This is a genomic window from Streptomyces sp. NBC_00207 (assembly GCF_045160965.1).
Classification (GTDB): domain Bacteria; phylum Actinomycetota; class Actinomycetes; order Streptomycetales; family Streptomycetaceae; genus Streptomyces.
Genome location: NZ_CP130715.1, coordinates 401,352 through 420,220, shown reverse-complemented (window position 1 = coordinate 420,220; position 18,869 = coordinate 401,352). Strand labels below are relative to the sequence as shown.

Below are 18,869 nucleotides of genomic sequence, written 5' to 3'. Positions count from 1 at the left end.
TCGCCGAGGACCAGGACCTCCACGCGGGGCCGGGGGCTCCCAGCCCGGACCCGGTCACCGTCGCAGACCGGAGCCCCCATCTGGTGGAGGGGCGGGCCGAGTTGTGCTGCGCCGTGTCGGACGCCCTGCGGTCCGGGGAACCACCGCGGTGCGCCCCGGGGCGGTACTGGAGGCCGACCCGTGGGGCGAGGACCTCCAGCTCGCCCTCTACCTCCTCTACGAGCTCCACTACCGCGGCCTCGACGGCGTGGACGACGCACGCGAGTGGGGCCCGGACCTGCTGCGACTACGCCAGGCAATGGAAGCGCGCTTCCTGGACGCCCTGCGCACCGAGCTGTCCGATGCACCCCGGACGGCCGAGAACGCCTTCGCCCCGCTCCTCGTCGAGCCCGTCGACCTCTCCGACAGCCTGAGCCACCACCTCGAAACCGAGGGAGAGCTCTGGCAGTTGCGCGAGTACGCGGCCCTGCGTTCTCTCTACCACCTCAAGGCGGCCGATCCGCACGCCTGGGTCATCCCCCGGCTGACCGGGCGGGCCAAGGCTGCCATGGCCGCCATCGAGTACGACGAGTTCGGCGCCGGCCGCGCCGAGCGCATCCACGTGGAGCTCTTCGTCGACCTCATGTCCGACCTCCGGCTGGACCCCGCGTACGGCCGGTACCTGGACCGGGCGCCGGCCCCGCTGCTCGCGACCGTGAACCGCATGTCCCGGCTCCCGCTGCCTGGCCAAGGCCATGCGACGCTGCGGCGCGGGGCCGGCCGCCGAGCACTTCTATGCCGAACACGTCGAGGCCGACGCCGTCCACGAGCAGGTCGTCCGCCACGAAGTGCTCGGCGGCCTCCTCGTCGACGAACCGGACCTCGAAGAGGACATTGCGCTCGCCTGTGCGGCGACCCTCCTCTTCAACACCGTCTTGCGAGCCACATCCGCGAAGCCAGGGACCACGAACGCAGCGCACTGCGCACGCCCCTGCACGAGCATGAGCGGTCGGCATTCCCCTGGGGCGGAGCCAGCCGGGGCCGTTCGGTGGCCGTCCAAGCCCTCCGGAGCCGTTCGCCCCGCTTTCCGCGTGCATGGAACGGCCTGTCGGGGAAGGCGTGCAGGGGACCCGTACACCTGAGAAGGGACGGACACCATGGCACGACCGAGGATCGTGGTCGTCGGCGCGGGATTCGCCGGCGTCTCCTGCGTACGCCGCCTGGAACGGACGCTGTCACCCGGGGAGGCGGAGATCCTGCTGATCACTCCGTTCTCCTACCAGCTGTACCTGCCCCTGCTGCCGCAGGTTGCCTCCGGGGTGCTCACCCCCCAGTCCGTGGCGGTGTCACTGCGCCGCAGCCGCCGCCACCGGACCCGGATCGTGCCCGGCGGGGCCGTGGGCGTGGACACCCGGGCCAAGGTCTGCGTCATCCGGAAGATCACCGGGGAGCTGGTGGACCAGCCGTACGACCATCTGGTGCTGGCGCCCGGGAGCGTGACCCGCACCTTCGACATCCCCGGCCTGGCGGAGCACGGCCGCGGCATGAAGACGCTGGCCGAGGCTGCCCACCTGCGCGACCACGTGATCGCCCAGCTCGACCTCGCCGACGCCGCCGCACCAGGCTCGGCGGAACGGGCATCACGGCTCGGCTTCGTCGTGGTGGGCGGCGGCTACGCGGGCACCGAGACGGCCGCCTCCCTGGAGCGGCTCACCACGAACGCCGCCGGCCACTACCCCCGGCTGGACCGGCGCGAGATCAGCTGGCACCTCGTGGACGTGGCTCCGAAGTTGATGCCCGAGCTCGGCGACCGGCTGGGCCGGGCAGCCCTCGACGTGCTGCGCCGCCGCGGCATCGAGGTCTCGCTCGGCGCCTCCGTCGCCAAGGCGGGCCCCGAGGACGTCACCCTCACCGACGGGCGCGTGCTGCCCTGCCGCACGCTCATCTGGACAGCCGGCGTCGCCGCGAGCCCACTCATCGCCACATTGGGCGCCGAGACCGCGAAGAGCGGCCGGCTCGTCGTCGCTCCGGACCTGCGGGTGCCGGGGGCGGACGGCGCGTTCGCGCTCGGTGACGCGGCCGCCGTGCCCGACCTCGCCGGCGGCGGGGAAGGCGCGGTGTGCCCGCCCACCGCACAGCACGCCGAGCGCCAGGGCAGGGCCGCCGCCGACAACGTCCTCGCCACGCTGCGGGGCACCCCGCTGCGTCCGTACGTCCACAAGGACCTCGGACTGGTCGTGGACCTCGGCGGCCGCGACGGCGTCTCACGCCCGCTCGGCATCGGCCTGCGCGGGATGCCTGCCCAGGCCGTGGCCCGCGGCTACCACTGGGCGGCGCTGCGCACCGGCGCCGCGAAGACCCGGGTGATGACGAACTGGCTCCTGAACGCCGCGGCCGGCGACGACTTCGTCCGAACCGGCTTCCAAACGTACAAGCCGGGGACGCTGCGCGACTTCGAGTACACGGACCACTACCTCACCCCAGAGGAGGTACGGGCCCGCACGGCGGCCGACGGCGGCTGACAGTTCCGCCGAGCTCGCCGACAGCCGAACACCGGGCAAGGGCGCAGCTGTCGTCCCGACCTGGCCCCGCCCAGCACAACAACGCGTCCCCCTCCGCACCAGCCCTGCATTTCAGGGCTGGTGGAAACTCCAGCCGAGGCGGAGTACTGCTCGATGCCGAGCCGGCCGTCGGCGTCACCGTTGTAAGTCGCCGTCGGCGATGGCGCGTGCGTCTGTGTTGAGCCGCTCCAGAGGCGTGGTAATGCCGCGGCGCAGGGCTTCGAAGACCAGGCCCGCGAGAAGGGCGGTGACCGTCCAGTCCAGCAGTTTCGTACAGACGGCAGGTTGTTGGTCAGGAATGGGGCGGCACCGGGTCAAGCAGTGGTCGGCGGGCATGGTCGCAGGCCGTGCCGGAGGTGATTGCGGGAAGACGTATGCGGCGCAGGAGATCCCGTGCGGTGCGCCTGGTCACCGTGCTGCGCCAGGTAGTCGTCGGGTGGCGGGAACGAAGGTGTGAAAGCGCCCGTGTGCCCAGGCCGGAGCTGTCGAAGCGCTCGTCGATGATGACCGCGGTGATGAGGCCCCGGGTGCAGTCAGGGCAGATCCTGTAGCGGACCTGGCCGACGACCTGACGGGTGTGGACGAGGAGCAGGCACTCCTCGCCCGAGCCTGAGGGGTCCGGGATGTGGCGGACAGGAAGTCGATCGCCCGGTACGCCAGGATGCGGCGGCGAAGCCTGCTGCTGACCCGGCTTCGCCGCGAGTGTTTGGCGCCGGCTCGGCCAGATGGAGCCGTCTGGGCTGCGGGTGCCGGGCCGAACGGATTGCTCGCGGGACGCGCATGTTGTCCGTGCATGGCTGCGCGTGTTCCCAAACCGCGGAGCGGTACGCGCTGGGGCGTACCCCCAGGCGGCGTGTTCCTCTGGTGGTGAGGCGGTCCAACGGGCGGTGGGTGCGAGGTGATCAGCTCCCACCACGGGCGCCCGCAATTCCAGTCCCAGGCCGAGGAAACGGCCCAGGGCTGAGCCGGGTCTTGTTGAACTCGCCGATGAGGGAGCGCCTGCGCAGGCCGGTCGTGGCGAACCGGGGAAGGCCCAGACGGCGCCCGCCGAAGAACGATCGATCCCTGCACCGAGGCTGCCCGCCGGCTGGACACCGATCCGGACGCTGCGCCATGGCCCCTGTGTTGCACGCCGTGCTGGACGTCGCCGTCGATGCGTACAGCGACGCCGCCCGACGGGTGCGCAATCGGCTCGAAGACGAGGTGTTCTCGACTTCCCGCGTCGACCACACCGAGACCGTCTACTCCCTCAAGCGCGAGGTCCGCGAGTTCCGTGATGCCGTGCAGCCGCTCGTTCCGGTGGTTTAGGGGCCTCCTGTCCGGCGACCCGGGCGAGAAGGACCACCCAGCCGAAGATCGCCCCGTACATCCGTGACATCGCCGATCACCTGCACACCGAGGTGCGGACTCTGGACGAACTGCTGGACTCCGTCCTCGGCGCGCAGCAAGCCCGCATGGGCACCTGGCAGAACGACGACATGCGACGCATCTCCGCGTGGGCGGCGATCTTCGCGATCCCTAACGTGGTTGCCGGCGTGCACGGCATGACTTCGAACACATGTTGGAACTCGGCTGGACCTACGGCTACCCGTTGGCCATCGGTCTCATGGCGATCGCGGCAGGCGCCCTCTACCGGGCCTTCCGCCGCAACGGCTGGCTGTTGAAGCCTGCACCGGGGAGCCGCCCTGGCCCCGCCGGCTCCCCGTCCTCGTGTCGCGCCGCGGGCAGGTGCGGCAGCCGGCCGCACCGAGACCCGCCTTGTTGCGGTCCCTCCTGGACGCGGTCGGTCCGCGGGAGGCCCAGGACGACACCGTGCTCTTCGCGGTCCGCATCCCCGCAAGCTAGGTTCTGGCTCTTTGGTCAGCGTCAGGTCCAGATGAGGATGCCCGCGAGGTGGAGTGCGCGCCTGGTAGGCGACGGCGATCTGGTCGGACGGCTGCGGGATGACCGCCCGGATTCCCCGGCGCCGGAGCGGCAGCCCGCCGCGGGAGCGTCCGAGGTTATGCCCTGGGTGGGGTTGCCCAGGGTGCGGCCGGTGTAGATGGAATCGGCGTAGGCGGCGGTCACGATGAGCCGTTCGGTGAGCCTGAGCGTGAGCCTCACGTGGCTTTCCGCTCCGGAGTCTTAGCGTGGTCCCATGACGAGGAGTCAGGACCTGGCGCAGCGAGCAGCCGTGGTGCTCTGTGTGACAGCGGTGCTAATGGGACCGGGTACCCTGGCCGGCGCATCCGTCGGGACGACGGCAGTTGGGCTGTCCCCGCGGCCTGGTGCTCTCGTTTACATCGCCAATCTCCACTCCGACACGGTGTCGGTCGCCGGCACCGGCATGGTCGTGGACAGCGTTCCCGTCGGGAGCGGACCGGACAGCGTAGCCGTCAGCCCGGACGGCTCCCGCGTCTATGTCACCAATTCCGCGTCGGACACCGTATCGGTGATCGACGCCCGTACCAGGACGGTCATCGCCACCGTCGCTGTCGGGGACGAACCGAGCAGAGTGACGGTCTCTCCCGACAACCGGAACGTCTACGTCGCCAATGTCGGGTCGGACAACGTGTCGGTGATCAGCACCCGCACACGTGCCGTGACGGACACCATCGCGGTGGGCGATGCCCCGCTGGGCGTGGCGGTGGCGCCCGACGGATGCACCCTGTACGTCGCCAACGCCGCGTCCGGCACCGTCGCAGTGGTCCGCACCGCCACCGGAACGGTCACCGACACCATCCCTGTCGGCAGCGGACCGACCGCTCTGGTACTCACCCCCGACGGCCGCCACATGTACGTCTCCAACCTGACCTCGGACGACGTGTCGGTGGTCGATGTCCACGACGGCACGGAAACGGACCGCATCCCGGTCGGGGACCAGCCTGCGGGAATCGGGGTGCTACCGGACGGGCGACAGGTATACGTCGCCAACATCGGGTCCGACAACGTGTCCGTGATCAGCACCCGCGGCCGCGCCGTCACGGAAACCGTCGCCGTGGGAGACGGCCCCAACGGCCTCGCCGTCAGCCCGGACGGCTCCCTCGTCTACGTCAGCAACTTCGACTCGGACACCTTGTCGGTCATCGACACCTCGACAGCCCGCGTAACGAACACGGTGACCGTGGGCGACGGGCCGACCGGCGTGGCAGCGGCACAGGGAAAAGTGGGCACGGCCCGAGGTCCGAACACCGCGCCGGTGCAGCTCGCCTGAGCAAGGCGCCGCTAGTTTCGGTTGCGCCCTTCCAGGCTTCCGGTATCGACGACTCCTGGCTGTTCCTCTGCCAGTTCGAGGACCGGGGCGAGATGGAGGAGGACCCGTTCTTCCTCAACTTCGGCTACGGAAGCGGCTTCCTCTTCCTCAGCTCCGACCATCTCGAAGGCCGGTTCATGTGGGATTGCAGCTAGGCCGTGTCTTCGGATCACCTGGCTGACCAGATGAAGATGGCGGCGAGGTGGAGTGCTGCGAGGTAGATGGTGGCGGTCTTGTCGTAGCGAGTGGCCATTTTCGCAGGTCAATGGCGGGGTTCTATGGCCCGGTGATCAGTAGAGCAGATGTTCGTCCGGGTGATGGGTGGCGCTATCTGTTCCGCGGAGTGATGGTCGGAGACGGCCAACGCCCTGCGGGCAGGCCGCTGCGCGCCGCCCAGGACGAGGCCGGTGTCCCGCACGGTGTCTGGAAGGGCCGGGGCCTGGCCGTGGTCGGTCTGGCGGCCGGGGACGTGGTGACCGAGCGCCAGGCCGAACTCCTCCTCGGCGAGGGCCGGCACCCGGACGCCGACCGGATAGAACGCGAGCTCCTGGAGGTGGGCGCCGATCCGGCGAAGGCGCGGCGGGTGACGGTGATGGGCAGGCACATCGAGTACAACCAGTCGGCTGAGACCGAGAATGCCAAGGAGCGGAGGCCCTGGCTGGCGATGGACCTGGTGTTCCGGGCGCCGTCGACGGCGCACATCGCGTGGGCGCTCGGGGATGACGAGACCCGCCCGGTGCTGGACCTGTGCCAGGACATCGCCCGGGACGAGACGCTGGCGTGGCTCGAGGACGCGGTCGCGGAGATCCGGTGGAAGAGCGGCGGCAAGAATCGCGCCCCGGTCCGCGACGGTCTGATAGTCGCGGTCTTCACTTCCTGAACAGCGCGCCCGCCAGGAGGCCGCCGACACGGAGCGGTGTGCTCTCTCGTGGTGGTCAGGTGGGGTGGCCGGGAGGGAGGCTTCAGTAGAGGCCTCCTGGTTCCCCTGCCTTGCGGCCACGCTCGTCGGGGGATGCCCCAGGGGCGTCGCCGTAGGTGTACGCGGTGCGGATGTGACCGTCGCGGGCGTGGATGATGATCTGCGAGGGCTCGTGTTCCTTGGCGTGTCGGCGGGCTGCGTCGATCGCATCCTTCTGGGTGTGGTGCGGTTCGTGCAACAGCCGACGGCCTTCTCTGCCCTCGACCTGCCACTTCACGCCTGCGGCGGCCGCCCGGTCACCGGACGGTGAGACGTGGTAGACGGTCATTCTCGCTGCCATGATCCTTCACCTCGCCCATCAGGCGCGCTCAGGGGTGGTCTCTAGCGCCTGTCCGCGAGCGCACATAGGCCGGACTATGCGGCGGGGCACCGTCCGCACGGCCCTGGCCTGCAGGGAATATTCCCCTCCCCTTTCCTGATAACACCAGCTCGGAGGCAGCCGACGCCGAGACCTTGATGCGATGCCGGTCACGGCCGCCGCTGTCCAGGTTGGTGTGGAAGCGCCGGCGAGCCTCGCACCCGTCCGGGGGAACGCCCCGCCAGGATGGGGAGCCCCGAGGGCCCTCTCGCCCCGGGCGGGAGGAGAGCGCATTGATCACCACGGACGTTCAGCGCCACGGCACGGTCCTGGTCAGCGTCACCGGGGCACTCGATGAGGACGCGGGCGCGGTGCTCCAGCGGGCGCTGGACGACGTCACCTCCGGTGAGCGGGACCTCATGGTCGACCTGCACGGCGCGATGTCCATGGACGCGGACGGCCTGCTCCATCTCCTGGCCCTGCACCGGCGGGCGGAGAGCCTGGGCCTGCGTGTCCTGGTCGTCGGCTGGCAGCCCCAGCCCCAGCAGTTCATGGCCGATGTCGCCGGCATTCGCGGGCGCGGCTTGGCCACCGGCGAGCGGTACGCCGTGGCGGGCTTTCGCCGGCTGATCGAGGAGCGGGCGCAGCGAGCACGGGATCTCACGGATTTCGGTGCCGGCTGGCTGTCCGGCGTCTAGCAAGGCCCCAGTGCGTCCCTCACATAGACGGTTCCCACTCCTCAGGGTCAGCGCCTCTCCACTCGACGAATTCGGTGTCGGTTAGGTCCACGTCCTCGGCGCTTTTCGAGGCCGGCCGCGGCGAGGAGGACGCGGATGTCGGACGGGCGGTGGGCGACCCCGATGGCGGTGCCGTCGTAGCGGACCCGGCGCCAGCCCATCGCGTCCGGCGGGTAGACGATCAACTTGGCGGCCATGCGCCCAGCCTCGGTCCCGTCTGCGCGCGGCACCCGTCGGCGCCCGAACGGGTGAGGTCCTGCGGAGGCAGGCGCGTGCGGTGGAGTCGTCGCCCGTCAGCCGGCCTCGCGGTCCGGCAGGGGCGTGGCGCTGGCGGGGCTTGGACCGTGGGGTGGACGTGGAGGACGGCGTCGGCGCCGGTCATCTCCAGGAGGCGTTGCAGCTGGTGCGGGAGTGCCGCGATACGGAGCTCCGCCAGGGCATGGGCCTGGAGGAGAAGGTTGAGGAAGGCGGAGTCGGCGAAGGTGACGCTGCTGGTGTCCAGGACGACCACGGGGTGGGCGTGGGCAGCAGCCAGGAGGGATTCTGCGAGCGGGGCGCTGGTGTCAAGGTCCATGTCCCCCTGGGCGACGACCACGACAGCGGGTTGCGGGTGTACGGGCGGTTGAGCGTCGGCGTCCATGCGGTCAGCATGCCCCGTAGCCACCAGATGGCCAAGGACGCAGTGTCACCCTCACCGCGCAGGACGCCCTCGCCGGATCCAGCAGGTCTGAAAGGATCCTCGGCCACCAAGTGCGGCCCTGAACCAGACCCGTAGACCGAGCCCCTGCGCCGGAAGGGGAAGGGAGGAGAACAGCTTCGTGAGCCGCGCGTACCGTGCCCGCGGGCCGATCGGGCCAGCCGCACTGGCACGGACCGGCTCGCGGGGTGACCGTGGCGGGAGTGCCTGCGGCCTGTCGGCACTCCCGCGCGCGAGGAGTCACCCATGTCCGAACGCAACACCGTCCTGCGCAGCCTCCACGACGTAGGGTTGGCCGCCTGGTTCGGCGGATCCCTGATGGGCGCCGTCGGCCTCAACGGCGCCGCGAAGGCCCAGGGCAACAGCTGGGAGGACAGTGCCAGGATCGCGAGCACAGGGTGGGCCATGTGGGCGCCCATGGGCGCCGCCGCGATCGGCTTGCATCTCGTCGGCTCCACCGGTCTGCTCCCGGCCAACGCCACGCGGGTGGTCACCCAGCAGGGCGTCGCCGCCTCCACCCTGGCCAAGACCGTCCTGACCGGCGTCGCACTGGCCGCCACCGCCTACACCCGGGTCCTCGGCAAGAAGATCGAACTCGCCTCCTCCGCCGACTCCCAGGACGCCGAGAAAGCCGAACACATCCCCGTCGACACCGGACAGGCCGAACGCCACCTGTCCTACGCCCAGTGGGCCGTGCCGGCCCTGACCTGCGGGCTGATCGTCCTCAACGCCCTCCACAGCGAGCAACAACGCCCCGCCCAGCAGCTCTACGGCATGTTGCGGCGCGCCCGCGCCCTGGCCCCATACGTGGTGCGCAGCCACCACTGGAGCCCAATCCACTGAAACGCCCGGCGACCGCACCTGCGCAATGACGAACGGTTTGATCATCAAGGTCGATTTGGATCCGCGGTCTGGGTGCACGAGGCGTTTCACCGCAGCAGGGCTACGGCGTTTCGGCCCGCCGAGGTTGCCCATCTCCTGGGACGCATCGAGGATCGAGACCATTCGTGAGGCGTGCTTTTGGTGCCGCCGTGCTACCTGAGGGGCCTGAGGTGGAAACGTTTCCGTTCGACAGCTGGGCACTTCGCTGGGCGGTCCACGCCCGGAACGTGTCGCACGGCGAGGTGGTCGCAGCTCTTCTGGTGGATCTCGCCGCTGATCCACACAGGGTGTACCTCGCTCCGTCGGTGGCTTTCCCGCTGGCTCCTGCAGCCCGGGCCCTGGGGGTGCCGGCCGTCCTCGTGCGTACGGCCCTGCACCAGCTCTCGGAAGCCGGCCTGGTCCGTATCGGCACCGAGGACGACCACGAGGACGGGCCGCAGGTGCGGGTGACACTCCTTCCGCCGTTCCCGGAGGCCACCGCCAGCGCCGACTCCCTCGCGCCGTCTCCCGCCAGCCGACGCGAGGCGGACGACACCACCGGCTCATGAGCACGGGCGATGTGCCGCCGCCAGCTGCAGGGTTGCACCGGAAGGGGGATGGACGCGCCTCGGCCGGCGGGCAGCCCTGGCGGGCCGAACCGGGCAACCCGGGCGGCGGCAGAGGAGGTGCCCTGCGGCAGCGCGGTCCGTTCGCTACGGGTGGGGGTGCAGGCCGGGGCCGTCCGGCGGTCCGGCCAGTGGTGTGGGCGAGAGGTCGGTGGGTTCTTCGCCGGGTTCGAGGAGGGTGTCGGCGGCGCCGATGATGAGGGTGTCGGGCCGGCCTACCGCCGTTTCCTCCTTGCGGTCGTAGTCGATGCGCGACAGCAGGCTCCGCATGGCCTCCAGCCTGCCCCGGCGTTTGTCGTTGCTCTTGACCACCGTCCACGGGGCGTGGTCGGTGTCGGTGGCGCGGAACATTTCGATCTTCGCGGTGGTGTATGCGTCCCACAGGTCCAGGGAGGCAAGGTCGGTGGGGGACAGTTTCCACTGCCGTACCGGATCGACCTGCCGGATCGCGAAACGGGTGCGCTGCTCGGCGCGGGAGACCGAGAACCAGAACTTGATCAGCAGGATCCCGTCCTCCGTGAGCATGGCCTCGAAGGCGGGGCACTGCCGCAGGAACAGCTCGTACTGCTCCTGGGTGCAGAACCCCATGACCTTCTCGACGCCCGCGCGGTTGTACCAGGAGCGGTCGAAGAAGACGATCTCGCCAGCGGCCGGCAGGTGGGCGACGTACCGCTGGAAGTACCACTGCCCCGTCTCGCGCTCGGTCGGCCTGGGCAGGGCGATGATCCGTGCCCCGCGAGGGTTGAGCCGCTCGGTGAAACGCTGGATCGTGCCGCCCTTGCCTGCCGCGTCCCGGCCCTCGCAGATCACCACCAGCCGCGCCCCGGTCTCCCGGACCCAGCGCTGCAGCTTCAGCAGCTCGATCTGCAGGATCCGCTTGGTCCGCTCGTACTCCGCACGACGGATCTTGCGCTCATACGGATAGTTTTCCCGCCAGGTACGGATCGGAGCGCCGACGGAGTCCAGCAGCACGGGCTGCTCCGGCCGCCGGGCATCCACACTCAGCCCCGTCAGTAGATCCTCGGCTTCCGTCCGCGGCAATGCCTCTTCGTTCACGCGGTGCGCCTACCCGCGCAGGCCGCCTGTATGGCCGCAACCGCAATGCAGCAGGTGCGGGGGCCGTGTCGCAGCCAGAAGGAGGACGGGACGGCGGGCCTTCTGCGCAGGTCGTTCATGGCCGCGGGGAGGCGCTGGCGGTGACCGGAGCGCTTGATGCCGCGCCGCGGTGTGGTGCCTGGTTCTACCTGTGACGGCGCTCGCTGTCGCGATGAGGGTAGAGGGACTTGATCTTGTTCCAATGCTGCTCGAGGTGGGCGTCGGTTTCCCGCAGGGCGGGCCCCATGTACGAGGTGTGCAGGTCGGCCACGCGGTCGTCAGCGGTGCCCGCGGCAGCCGGTGGGGGCGCCGTGCGTCGCCAGGGGGCTTTGGCGGCGCTTGCCCCGTGTGCGTCGTGGGTCGCGCGGCTTGCCTGCCAGCGGGCGCGCAGCATGGCGGTGGCGAGAGCCGCGGCGGTGATGGCGGGCAGCCGGTGGTGCACGGCCACGACGTTCCTCCATGGTTTCGGGCTACAGGGTCCGCGGTGCCGGCCCTCGAGCTCTGGGCCGGCGCCGCCGTCGGAGGGTTCAGCCGGGCCAGGTGCCGGTCAGGCGCCTGGTCGTGGCGGCTCCTGCCCGGTCGACGGCGGCCTTGACGGCCTTCACCGGTGCCTCCGGCTGCGGCGCAGAAGCAGGAAGACGACGAGCGCGGCAGCCGCGGCGATCAGCGGGGTGCGGTTGGCCCGCGCCATGCGAGCGCGTCGAGGACGAAGGAGGCGTCGCGCGGCCGTTTCCACACGTGGAGGAACCCTGCGGTTCGTAGCCGTCGACGAAGTTGTTGCCGTGGTGGTCGAGGGCCACGACCCGGAAACCGGCCTCGTGCAGCGGACGTACCAGCCACTCCATGTTGCTGCCAGATCCTCCGGTGCTGTGAGAGACGACGACCAGCGGAGCGGGCTCGGCCGGCGGGTGGTCCGGCTCCCACAGGTAAGAACGGATGCGGGAGATCAAGGAGTCCGGGTTCGCCCTGCGCGGACCGGATCCGCCGCGCTTCCCCTTTTCGACGACGCCGGGCTCCCTCACCCGATTGCCCGGCGCCTGGACACCGGCGGGGACGGCGCGCCGGGGGCCTACCGCCGGGCGGGGTCGCGGGCTGCCAGGGTTGGCGAGAGGCTGCGAGGGCGCGGCCGGAGTGCGTCCTGCGGGGAGGCCCATGGTGTCGATCGAGGAGGGTGTGGCGACCTCGGGGTCCGTGGCTGGGACGGCCAGGCCCGACGAGGGGCACCGTAGGGCGGCCGTCGGTGTCCGTGTGCAGGAGGTGCTGTCGACCACCGACCACAAGGTGATCGGATACATGTACCTCGTCACCGCGTTCGGGTTCTTCCTGTTCGCAGGGGTGCTGGCACTGCTGATGCGGGCGGAACTGGCGCGTCCCGGTCTGCAGATCGTCTCGGCCGAGCAGTACAACCAGCTGTTCACGGTGCACGGCACGATCATGATGCTGCTGTTTGCGACCCCTACCTTCACGGGCTTCGCCAACGCTGTGATGCCCCTGCAGATCGGTGCCCCCGATGTCGCGTTCCCGCGCCTGAACGCCTTCACCTACTGGGTGTACCTGTTCGGCGGGCTCATGGTGGTCAGCGGATTCCTGACGGCGAACGGCTCGGCCGCCTTCGGCTGGTTCGCGTACGCGCCCCTTAACGGAGCCGTCTTCTCCCCGGGCGTCGGCGCGGACCTCTGGGTCATGGGCCTGGCGGTGTCCGGACTGAGCACCATCCTGGGGTCGGTCAACTTCATCACCACCATCGTGTGCCTGCGCGCACCGGGCATGACCCTCTTCCGGATGCCGATCTTCACCTGGAACGTGCTGTTCACCTCCATCCTGGCGCTGCTCGCCTTCCCCGTGCTCACGGCCGCCCTCCTGGCCCTGGAGGCCGATCGGAAGTTCGGCGCGCACGTCTTCGACGCCGCGAACGGCGGGGCGCTGCTGTGGCAGCACCTGTTCTGGTTCTTCGGCCATCCGGAGGTCTACATTGTCGCGCTGCCGTTCTTCGGGGTGGTCAGCGAGATTCTGCCGGTGTTCAGCAGGAAGCCGATCTTCGGGTACGTCGCGCTGGTCGGCGCGACGATGGCGATCACGGGGTTGTCGGCGACGGTGTGGGCGCACCACATGTTCGCCACGGGGGCGGTGCTGCTGCCGTTCTTCTCGCTGCTCTCCTTCCTGATCGCCGTGCCGACCGGGGTGAAGTTCTTCAACTGGATCGGGACGATGTGGAACGGCTCGCTGTCGTTCGAGACGCCGATGCTGTGGTGCATCGGCTTCCTCGTCACCTTCCTTCTGGGCGGGCTGACCGGGGTGCTCGTCGCCTCCCCGCCGATGGACTTCCACCTCACCGACAGCTATTTCGTCGTGGCACACCTCCACTACGTGCTGTTCGGCACGATCGTCTTCGCCACGTTCGCCGGCTTCTACTTCTGGTGGCCCAAGTTCACCGGCCGGATGCTCGACGAACGCCTGGGGAAGATCCATTTCTGGACGCTGTTCGTCGGCTTCCAGCTCACCTTCCTCGTCCAGCACTGGCTGGGGGAGCAGGGGATGCCCCGACGCTACGCCGACTACCTCGCGGCCGACGGATTCACCCTCCTGAACACGCTGTCCACGATCGGGGCGTTCCTGCTGGGGCTCTCGACCCTGCCCTTCCTCTACAACGTCTGGCGCACGGCCCGCAACGGCGTCCCTGTCACGTCGGACGACCCGTGGGGGTGGGGACGTTCCCTGGAATGGGCGACCGGCTCTCCGCCGCCCCGGCACAACTTCCACGCGCTGCCCCGTATCCGCTCGGACTCGCCCGCCTTCGATCTGCACCACCCGAAGGTGAGGCAGCGATGAGAGCGGAAGCCTGGCTGTTCACCGGGGTCGCGGTGTTCTTCGCGCTGACCGGAGGCATCTACGCGGCGCTGTCCGACGATCCGGCAGGCATCTCCGCGCTCGTGGTCTCGCTCCTGATGTCCGCCCTCGTCGCCGCCTTCATGTGGCGGCAGTTCTACCGCGACGGGCGGCGGCCCGAGGACGACGGGACGGCGGAAGTCGCCGGAGGCGGCGACCGCCGCTTCTTCTTCCCCGCACGCAGTTACGCCCCCGTGGTCTCTGCGGTGGGAGCCGCGCTGATCGGGCTCGGAGTCGTGCAGGGTCTGTGGCTGGCCCTGATCGGCTTCGGCGTCCTCGCACCCGGGGTGTTCGGGTTCGTCTTCCGGCCGCGCCGTGCGGACAGCTGAGCCCGGCTCTTTCAGGTCCGGTCCGCCCGCTCCCGGACGGGCTCGTCCGGTCCGGCGATCATGTCCTGTGCCCGCAGGTGGTCCTCCGTGCTGAGCGGGGACCGCAACCGGTCGGCGTAGTACCAGCGGCTGAGGGCATCGCGCAGACGGGCCGGCCACGTCCCCCGCGCCGAGGCAGGCGCGGCGGACTGCCCCGGCAGCGGGGTGTTCACTTCGTACACGGCGTTGACGTGGCGCTGTTCGGTGGGCAGCGGTACGCGCCCGGCCCCGAAGCCGCCTTCCACGCTCTCGCGCACCTCGCCGCTCTCCGTTCCGTGCACCAGCTGCTCGGCATCGCGGGCCTGAAGCGCGAGGCACAGGCGACGGGTGAGCCAGAACGAGAGGGGAGGCAGGAGCACGACCGCGCAGCGCAGGGTCCAGGTGATGGCCTGAACCGAAATCTCGGTGATGAAGGCGGCGATGTCCTGAGCACCGGCCAGGAGCAGTACGGCGTACGAGGTGAGGACGGCGATACCCAGGGCAGTCCGGGCGGGGCGGTTCCGGGGCCGGTCGCACACATGGCGCTCGCCGTGGCTGCCGGTGATCCACCGCTCGAAGAACGGGTACCCGTACAGGCCGGCGAACAACAGACCGGGAAGGAGGACGCCGGGGACCAGTGGATTCCACATGAGCGTGTGCCCCCACAGCCGGGTCTCGACCCCAGGCATCAGGCGCAGCGCACCCTCCAGGAAGCCGACGTACCAGTCCGGCTGCGCACCCGTGGACACCACGTCCGTCCGGTACGGGCCGTACGCCCAGACCGGGTTGATCTGGGCGAGCGCGCCGAGGACGGCGAGGACTGCGGAGGTCAGGAAGAACAGCCCGGCGGACTTCGCGACGTAGTGCGGGAAGAACGGCTTCCCCACGACGTTGCGGCCGGTGCGGCCGGGACCCGCCCACTGAGTGTGCTTCAGGTGCACAACCAGCAGTAGGTGCAGGGAGACCAGCCCCACGAGCAGACCGGGCACCAGGAGGATGTGGACGGGATACAGGCGCGCGACGATGTCCTGCCCTGGGTACTCGCCGCCGAAGGCGAAGAAGGACAGATACGTCCCGGCCACGGGCACGGACAGCATGATCCCCTGGGCGGTCCGCAGCCCCGTACCCGACAGCAGGTCGTCCGGCAGGGAGTAACCGGCGAAGCCCTCCACCATGGCCAGCAGCAGCATGGTCACCCCGACGACCCAGTTCGCCTCCCTCGGCCGGCGGAACGCGCCCGTGAGGAAGATGCGCAGCAGGTGGGCGCCGATCGCGAACACGAACAGCAGCGCCGCCCAGTGGTGCATCTGGCGGATCAGCAGGCCGCCGCGCACCTCGAAGCTGATGCGCAGGGTGGACGCGTACGCCTCGGAGACCGGCAGCCCGCGCAGCGGGGCGTACGGACCTGCGTAGACCGTGTCCTGCATCGACGGCTGGAAGAAGAACGTGAGCCAGGTGCCGGTCAGGAGCAGGACGAGCAGGCCATAGAGGGCGATCTCTCCGAGGAGGAATGACCAGTGGTCCGGGAAGACCTTGCGCACGGTGGTCCGTGCCGCCTCGGCGAGCGGCAGGCGCTCATCCAGCCCGCTGAACGAACGGTGCGCCGCCCGGCCCGTCCGCCGCGCGGCGCGGACCCGTGTCCTCTTCGACAGCACCGCACCCTCCGCGCATCAGGTTCCCTTGCGCGGAGCATGGCCCTTCTGCGGGAGCTCCAGGGGGAGGCACGCGACCGGTCCGCCTGAAACCACGTGATCGGCCCCTGTCGTACTGGGTGGATCTGGCGATTGTGGGCTTGTGGATCAGCTCGTCCAGGTCTTGATCTGAGCGGCGACCTCTCGCACCGGGAGCCCGTCCCGGGCCGCGCGGGCCAAGGGGAGAACCGTATCCAGACCGGGGCTCACCGGAAGGCCACACGCCGACAGGTAGGCCGCGGTCACTGTGGCCGCGAACAGCAGGTTCCTCACCTCCAGGCTAGGGTTCCTCGCCAGCTCGCACAGCAGCGCCGCGGCCTTGTGATGGGGGTCGGGATAGACCTCGCGGTCCAAGACTTCCGCCCGATGACGTGCTTCCGCTGCGACTGGCACGCCATAGTCGACGACCTGGGGATCTCCCGGGATCTGCTGCGCCACTGCCAAGATCCAGGCGAGATCGATGCGGAGATTCACGCCGCGTCCCTCGGCGCGCTGTCCGCCTGCCCCTGCGGAAGACCGGGGTACCGATCTTCACCGAGCTCCGCCTCGAAAGCGTCCGCGTACCCGGCCAGGAATGTCGCGGCGCCGGCCATGAAGGCGGCACGTGACTGGTTCACATCGGCTTCGATCAAGTCGGCCACGTACCCCTGCAGGCTCAGTCCACGGCGCTTGGCCCGGTCCTCGGCGGCCGCTTTGACAGCCTCGTCGAGTCGGATATTCGTCTGCTTTGCCATACACACCACCATAGCTAGGTGCTGGTACCCGTGGATAGCAGAACGGCATACGGGCTCCCTTCCACGCCGCCGGAGCGGTGGCAACACCACCCGGGTGACTGTCGTGGACGACCTGACCCTCACCGTCGATCTAGCCTGCGAGCCCGGCGGGCCCCGGCTGGCGGACGTCGAGGCCATTGGCCGGGAGACGGCCGACCGTATCCTCGCCATCGCCGAACAAGCCGAGCTGCCCCGCGCACCCGGCCGCCCGTCTCAACCTGGTGAACCCGCCTTGCCTCCCGAACCCGGCCGATAGGCGGGCCGAGACCACGGGACAAGAGGCTGGCGGTGGGGGAGCGGCAGCAGTTGTCCTCTCCGCGCGAAGTCAGGATCGAAAATCCACCTGATCACCGACCGCAACGGCCTGCCGCTGTCGCTTGGCACCTCCGACGCCAACATGCACGACAGTCAGGGCCTCGAACCGCTCGTGCGTGGCATTCCACCGATCCGATCCCGCCGAGGACCTCGTCGACGGCGTCCTGGCAAGCTCCACGCGGACAAGGGCTACGACTACGACCATCTCCGCTGCTGGCTGCGCAAGCGAGGTATTCGGCACCGCATCGCCCGCAAGGGCATCGAGTCTTTACAGCGGTTGGGCCGTCACCGCTGGGTCATCGAGAGGACCGTCTCCTGGCTCGCCGGCTGCCGTCGACTCCACTGCCGCTACGAACGCAAGGCCGAGCACTTCCTCGCCTTCGCCGGGATCGCGGCGACCCTGATCTGCTGCCGCAGGCTGACCAAGGGAGGTGATACTCACTAGCATCGCCTCTCATGATCACAGTAGTCGTCACCATCGCGCTGGCGTTCGTCGGCTATGTAGCCACCTATCTCAACGGCTTGCGCCTGTCGCAGCGCCAAGAACGCCTCGCTCGCTTGAATCGGCAGCTCAGCGATTTCTACGGACCGCTGTTCGCCCTCACGGAAGCCAACAGCCGCATCTTCGGCGCGTTCATGGAGCGCAACGCTCGTCCTGACGGCAGGTCGCCCTTCGTGCATGAGATACCGCCTTCCGACGAGGAACTCGCCGAATGGCGGTTGTGGGTCAGGACCGTCTTCCTCCCGAACATTCAGGCGATGCGCGACCTCGTCATCAAGCACGCTGACCTCTTGAGCGAACCAGAGATGCCGCCGATTCTGCTTCAGCTGTGCGCCCACGTTTCCGGCTATGAGATCACAGCCGCCCGGTGGGAGCAGGGGAGCTATGACCAGCACCTGTCCGTGGTGCCCTTCCCCAGTGAGGAGATAGCCGCATACGCGCGGCACCGGTTCGCGGGCCTGAAGCAGGAGCAGGGCCGTTTGCTCGGGCGCCGGCAGGACAGCTGACCAAGAGAAACGATGTCTAAGTTGGCCTGGCTGAGCGATTTGGTTGGCCCGCAGGGCAGTGAGACAAAGTCCGATGGCACCCCGTGGCCGGTCAGGAAGACAAGGATCGGACCCGGCCCGGCTCAACCTCCGGGTGCCGCTCCGTAGGCTGCGTGAACTGCCATCGCTGACATTCGGCACCTCGCCGGGGTGGCTTCTCGCGTTACTCCGCGGGCGAGATCTGCCAGGTGCCGTGACGTACGTCGAGCGTCGCGGTGAGGTCCGTCTGTTGCGGGAACGAGACGCCCAGCCGCCACGGGCCTGGCAGGGCAGCCAGCCTGATAGGGACCAGATCCTCGGTGACGTTGCCCAGGGCTCCGATCCAGTGGGGTGCGGTGGCGATCAGCTGCTCGGGTAGCCAGGGCCCGGGCTCGGGAACGCGCGAGAAAGACTCCTCGGCGAGGGCGGAGCCAGCCAGGGTCAGCAGCCGCGCCAGGACCGCGGCCGGCAGGGCGGGGTCGCGGCTCTCCAACAACACGTAGCAGTCGTCGCGGCCCGAGAACCAGACCCGGGAGTCTCCCAGGCGACTCAGATTGTTGCCAGGTTCTCCGGGGGCTCCATGAGTATGGCCTGCCGAAACTGCATCCCGACAAGCACGCGAAGAGCGCCGCCCGTGAACGCGCCGTCCGAGAAGGCCCTGCTTGGCAGGTCCCGGGGCGGGCTGACCAGCAAGGTCCATAGGCCTACTCATCCTGCGGCAATCGCTCCTACCTGCGCAGACGCGGTATCAAGGCAGTCATCCCGG

The 18,869-nt window shown here is 69.6% G+C and carries 22 protein-coding genes and 3 pseudogenes; 13 read left to right on the top strand and 12 right to left on the bottom strand.

Going from position 1 to position 18,869, the window contains the following annotated elements; genetic code table 11:
• Nucleotides 1-103: 103 nt before the first annotated feature.
• A pseudogene (locus tag OG472_RS02195) lies at nucleotides 104-973 on the top strand (iron-containing redox enzyme family protein); the annotation flags it as partial.
• Nucleotides 974-1,136: 163 nt separating this feature from the next.
• Nucleotides 1,137-2,501, top strand: a complete 1,365-nt coding sequence (locus OG472_RS02190; RefSeq protein WP_405940763.1) for an NAD(P)/FAD-dependent oxidoreductase — start codon at nucleotides 1,137-1,139, stop codon at nucleotides 2,499-2,501.
• Nucleotides 2,502-2,675: 174 nt separating this feature from the next.
• Here the strand turns inward: OG472_RS02190 and OG472_RS02185 are convergent, their stop codons facing one another.
• Nucleotides 2,676-2,876, bottom strand: a complete 201-nt coding sequence (locus tag OG472_RS02185; RefSeq protein ID WP_405940762.1) for a hypothetical protein — start codon at nucleotides 2,874-2,876, stop codon at nucleotides 2,676-2,678.
• A gap of 777 nt (nucleotides 2,877-3,653) precedes the next feature.
• Here OG472_RS02185 and OG472_RS02180 point away from each other — a divergent pair.
• Together OG472_RS02180 and OG472_RS02175 are read left to right on the top strand one after the other, a co-directional pair.
• Entirely contained in the window at nucleotides 3,654-3,848 is a 195-nt protein-coding gene (locus tag OG472_RS02180) for a hypothetical protein (protein ID WP_405940761.1), read from the top strand.
• A gap of 92 nt (nucleotides 3,849-3,940) precedes the next feature.
• Nucleotides 3,941-4,204 carry a hypothetical protein gene (locus OG472_RS02175; RefSeq protein WP_405940760.1) on the top strand — a complete coding sequence of 88 codons (264 nt, stop codon included), beginning with the start codon at nucleotides 3,941-3,943 and terminating at the stop codon, nucleotides 4,202-4,204.
• Nucleotides 4,205-4,406: 202 nt separating this feature from the next.
• On the opposite strand, the gene OG472_RS02170 is transcribed toward OG472_RS02175, so the two are convergent.
• Nucleotides 4,407-4,643 carry a hypothetical protein gene (locus OG472_RS02170; RefSeq protein ID WP_405940759.1) on the bottom strand — a complete coding sequence of 79 codons (237 nt, stop codon included), beginning with the start codon at nucleotides 4,641-4,643 and terminating at the stop codon, nucleotides 4,407-4,409.
• Between the two features lie 202 nt (nucleotides 4,644-4,845).
• Between OG472_RS02170 and OG472_RS02165 the strand changes: the two genes are divergently transcribed.
• Both OG472_RS02165 and OG472_RS02160 read left to right on the top strand, forming a co-directional pair.
• On the top strand, nucleotides 4,846-5,733 hold the full coding sequence (locus OG472_RS02165; protein WP_405940758.1) for a beta-propeller fold lactonase family protein: 888 nt from the start codon (nucleotides 4,846-4,848) through the stop codon (nucleotides 5,731-5,733).
• A 385-nt stretch (nucleotides 5,734-6,118) separates the two neighbouring features.
• Nucleotides 6,119-6,643: pseudogene (locus OG472_RS02160) on the top strand (relaxase domain-containing protein); the annotation flags it as partial.
• Nucleotides 6,644-6,734: 91 nt separating this feature from the next.
• Here OG472_RS02160 and OG472_RS02155 read toward each other — a convergent pair.
• A complete protein-coding gene (locus tag OG472_RS02155; protein WP_405940757.1) occupies nucleotides 6,735-7,031 on the bottom strand; it encodes a DUF2188 domain-containing protein in 297 nt (98 codons plus the stop codon).
• 311 nt (nucleotides 7,032-7,342) lie between these two features.
• On the opposite strand from OG472_RS02155, the gene OG472_RS02150 reads away from it, so the two are divergent.
• Nucleotides 7,343-7,747: an STAS domain-containing protein gene (locus OG472_RS02150; protein WP_405940756.1), complete on the top strand. Its 405-nt coding sequence runs from the start codon at nucleotides 7,343-7,345 to the stop codon at nucleotides 7,745-7,747.
• A 47-nt stretch (nucleotides 7,748-7,794) separates the two neighbouring features.
• Here OG472_RS02150 and OG472_RS02145 read toward each other — a convergent pair whose 3' ends face one another.
• On the bottom strand, nucleotides 7,795-7,983 hold the full coding sequence (locus OG472_RS02145) for a hypothetical protein (RefSeq protein ID WP_405940755.1): 189 nt from the start codon (nucleotides 7,981-7,983) through the stop codon (nucleotides 7,795-7,797).
• Nucleotides 7,968-8,426, bottom strand: a complete 459-nt coding sequence (locus OG472_RS02140; protein WP_405940754.1) for an STAS domain-containing protein — start codon at nucleotides 8,424-8,426, stop codon at nucleotides 7,968-7,970. Before OG472_RS02140 ends, OG472_RS02145 begins: the two co-directional genes overlap by 16 nt.
• Nucleotides 8,427-8,729: 303 nt before the next feature.
• Between OG472_RS02140 and OG472_RS02135 the strand changes: the two genes are divergently transcribed.
• Together OG472_RS02135 and OG472_RS02130 are read left to right on the top strand one after the other, a co-directional pair.
• A complete protein-coding gene (locus tag OG472_RS02135) occupies nucleotides 8,730-9,326 on the top strand; it encodes a hypothetical protein (protein WP_405940753.1) in 597 nt (198 codons plus the stop codon).
• A 344-nt stretch (nucleotides 9,327-9,670) separates the two neighbouring features.
• Nucleotides 9,671-9,913, top strand: coding sequence for a hypothetical protein (locus tag OG472_RS02130; RefSeq protein ID WP_405940752.1), 243 nt, complete (start codon nucleotides 9,671-9,673; stop codon nucleotides 9,911-9,913).
• A gap of 144 nt (nucleotides 9,914-10,057) precedes the next feature.
• On the opposite strand, the gene ppk2 is transcribed toward OG472_RS02130, so the two are convergent.
• The 3 genes from ppk2 to OG472_RS02115 all read right to left on the bottom strand — a co-directional run bounded on the left by ppk2 (nucleotide 10,058) and on the right by OG472_RS02115 (nucleotide 11,910).
• The gene (ppk2, locus tag OG472_RS02125) at nucleotides 10,058-11,011 is read right to left on the bottom strand and encodes a polyphosphate kinase 2 (protein ID WP_405943129.1); all 954 of its coding nucleotides are present in this window, start codon (nucleotides 11,009-11,011) and stop codon (nucleotides 10,058-10,060) included.
• A gap of 199 nt (nucleotides 11,012-11,210) precedes the next feature.
• A complete protein-coding gene (locus OG472_RS02120; RefSeq protein ID WP_405940751.1) occupies nucleotides 11,211-11,513 on the bottom strand; it encodes a hypothetical protein in 303 nt (100 codons plus the stop codon).
• Nucleotides 11,514-11,592: 79 nt separating this feature from the next.
• Nucleotides 11,593-11,910, bottom strand: a complete 318-nt coding sequence (locus tag OG472_RS02115) for a hypothetical protein (RefSeq protein ID WP_405940750.1) — start codon at nucleotides 11,908-11,910, stop codon at nucleotides 11,593-11,595.
• Nucleotides 11,911-12,217: 307 nt separating this feature from the next.
• Between OG472_RS02115 and ctaD the strand changes: the two genes are divergently transcribed.
• On the top strand, nucleotides 12,218-13,894 hold the full coding sequence (gene ctaD / locus OG472_RS02110) for a cytochrome c oxidase subunit I (RefSeq protein WP_405827302.1): 1,677 nt from the start codon (nucleotides 12,218-12,220) through the stop codon (nucleotides 13,892-13,894).
• Entirely contained in the window at nucleotides 13,891-14,280 is a 390-nt protein-coding gene (locus OG472_RS02105; protein WP_405827301.1) for a cytochrome c oxidase subunit 4, read from the top strand. Before ctaD ends, OG472_RS02105 begins: the two co-directional genes overlap by 4 nt.
• Nucleotides 14,281-14,291: 11 nt before the next feature.
• Here the strand turns inward: OG472_RS02105 and OG472_RS02100 are convergent, their stop codons facing one another.
• The 3 genes from OG472_RS02100 to OG472_RS02090 form a co-directional block, all read right to left on the bottom strand.
• Nucleotides 14,292-15,953 (bottom strand): cytochrome bc complex cytochrome b subunit, encoded by a 1,662-nt coding sequence (locus OG472_RS02100; protein WP_405940749.1) that lies wholly within the window; start codon nucleotides 15,951-15,953, stop codon nucleotides 14,292-14,294.
• A 144-nt stretch (nucleotides 15,954-16,097) separates the two neighbouring features.
• Complete coding sequence (locus OG472_RS02095; RefSeq protein ID WP_405827297.1) at nucleotides 16,098-16,463, bottom strand: hypothetical protein; 366 nt, start codon at nucleotides 16,461-16,463, stop codon at nucleotides 16,098-16,100.
• Nucleotides 16,460-16,723 carry a hypothetical protein gene (locus OG472_RS02090; RefSeq protein ID WP_405827295.1) on the bottom strand — a complete coding sequence of 88 codons (264 nt, stop codon included), beginning with the start codon at nucleotides 16,721-16,723 and terminating at the stop codon, nucleotides 16,460-16,462. The genes OG472_RS02095 and OG472_RS02090 overlap by 4 nt, the downstream gene beginning before the upstream one ends.
• A 355-nt stretch (nucleotides 16,724-17,078) precedes the next feature.
• Here OG472_RS02090 and OG472_RS02085 point away from each other — a divergent pair.
• Nucleotides 17,079-17,522 (top strand): annotated as a pseudogene (locus OG472_RS02085) (IS5 family transposase); the annotation flags it as partial.
• 11 nt (nucleotides 17,523-17,533) lie between these two features.
• Nucleotides 17,534-18,085, top strand: coding sequence for a hypothetical protein (locus OG472_RS02080; RefSeq protein WP_327260190.1), 552 nt, complete (start codon nucleotides 17,534-17,536; stop codon nucleotides 18,083-18,085).
• A gap of 202 nt (nucleotides 18,086-18,287) precedes the next feature.
• Here OG472_RS02080 and OG472_RS02075 read toward each other — a convergent pair whose 3' ends face one another.
• Nucleotides 18,288-18,602, bottom strand: a complete 315-nt coding sequence (locus OG472_RS02075) for a hypothetical protein (protein ID WP_405827291.1) — start codon at nucleotides 18,600-18,602, stop codon at nucleotides 18,288-18,290.
• Nucleotides 18,603-18,869: the final 267 nt, after the last annotated feature.